The organism is Spirulina sp. 06S082, assembly GCF_034932145.1.
In the GTDB taxonomy this organism is placed as follows: domain Bacteria; phylum Cyanobacteriota; class Cyanobacteriia; order Cyanobacteriales; family Spirulinaceae; genus CCY15215.
On sequence record NZ_JAYGHV010000259.1, the window covers coordinates 1 to 1,832 of the forward strand.

The following is a 1,832-nucleotide window of genomic DNA, read 5'->3' on the forward strand; positions in this document are numbered from 1 at the left end:
ATAACACCGGGACCGATCGCGATCGGGCAAGATTCCCGCAACTCTAGCGATATGTTAGCAACAGCAATCACGGCGGGTTTAACGTCCGCCGGAGTCGAAGTCTGGCATTTGGGCTTATGTCCGACCCCTTGTATTTCCTTCTGCGTGGGTCAAACCGACGCGATCGGTGGGGTGATGATTTCTGCCAGTCATAACCCCCCCGAAGATAACGGCATTAAATTTTTTGGCAGTAATGGCACCAAACTTAGTCAAGATTTGACCCAACAACTGGAAACAGCCTTGAGAGGGAAAGCGAATTTTGCCCAGACTTCCCAAACTTGGGGAAAATCTTGCTATCGTCCCGAATTAGTGACAGGATATCGCGAATTTTTAACGCGATCGCTGCCCTCTGGCATTGATTTCCAAGGATTGCGGATCGTCCTCGATTTAGCCTGGGGAGCCTCTGTCAGTCTTGCCCCGCAAGTGTTTCGCGCTTTGGGTGCCGAGGTGATTTGCCTGCACGATACCCCCGATGGCGATCGCATTAACGTGAACTGTGGCTCGACTCACTTGCAATTACTGCAAGAAACCGTGAGAGAATTCCAAGCAGACTTAGGTTTCGCTTTTGACGGAGATGCCGATCGCGTCATGGCAGTAGATTCCCGAGGGCGAGTCGTCGATGGAGATTATATCCTCTATTTATGGGGACAACAACTCCAACAACAGGAACTTCTCCCCGATAATCTCATTATTGCTACGGTTATGGCTAACTTAGGTTTTGAACGGGCCTGGCAAAAACAAGGGGGACAATTCCGACGCACTAAAGTTGGCGATCGCTACGTGCAGGCGGAAATGTTAGCAACGGGAGCTATGCTGGGAGGAGAACAATCCGGCCATATCCTTTGTCACCATCACAGCTATTCTGGAGACGGACTGCAAACCGCCCTGCATTTAACCGCCCTAGTACAACAGTCCGGCAATTCTCTGGCTGAATTGATAGAAGAGAGTTTCCAAACCTATCCCCAACGGTTAAGCAATATCCGCGTTGAAGACCGCGATCGCCGCGCTAACTGGCAAAATTGCGATAAACTGCAAAAGGCGATCGCCCAAGCAGAAAACGCATTAGGTGACGAAGGACGAGTATTGATCCGAGCCTCTGGCACCGAACCCCTAATTCGAGTTATGGTTGAAGCAGCGTGCGAACAATCCGTACATCATTGGACAGACGAATTATCGCGTACCGTTAGGCAATATTCCCTCGCTTAACCGCGATCGCGAGACAAAGCGCTACGGCTAACATTTTGATGTTAGTCGTAGCGTTTATTATTAATGCGAAATACAAATAGGCGATCGTGTAGGATTGAAAAAGGGTGTAATGACTTAATTAATAATTGATAATTGATAAGCATTATGGCAAAATCAAAAAAAGCAAAAAAGAAACTCTCCAAAAAAGCAAAAAAGCAAGCAGAACTTGCCAATCTCAGCCCCAAAGAAATAGCAGCATTGAAACGCAAAGCTGCCCAAGAAAAGAAAAAATTAATCAATGTTCTTGCCGTTGTCGTTGTCTGTTTCGTTTTTATTAGTCTTCCTTTATTCTTAATTAACCCCAAAATCGGTTTGGCTCTGGGTGCAGGCATTCCCGTTATGTATTTTTCCTATCAATATCCTCGTACTGCAATCTGGCTATTTCTTATTTATATGCCCTTTAGTGGCACGATTATCTATCAATTAGTGGGTGGAAATGCCATTTTTAACCTAGCTAAAGATGGCTTTTTTATTCCTGCCTGCATTGCTTTGGTAATGGAGTGCAAAAAGAAGAAGCAACCTATAATTGTCAATAAAAAAATCTTTTA

1 protein-coding gene and 1 pseudogene are annotated in these 1,832 nt (G+C 45.7%); both read left to right on the forward strand.

What is annotated here, in order from left to right; translation table 11 throughout:
* A partial coding sequence (gene glmM / locus VB714_RS15410) for a phosphoglucosamine mutase (protein ID WP_323225520.1) occupies positions 1-1,245 on the forward strand: 1,245 nt, incomplete at its 5' end.
* Positions 1,246-1,389: 144 nt separating this feature from the next.
* Positions 1,390-1,832: pseudogene (locus tag VB714_RS15415) on the forward strand (hypothetical protein); the annotation flags it as partial.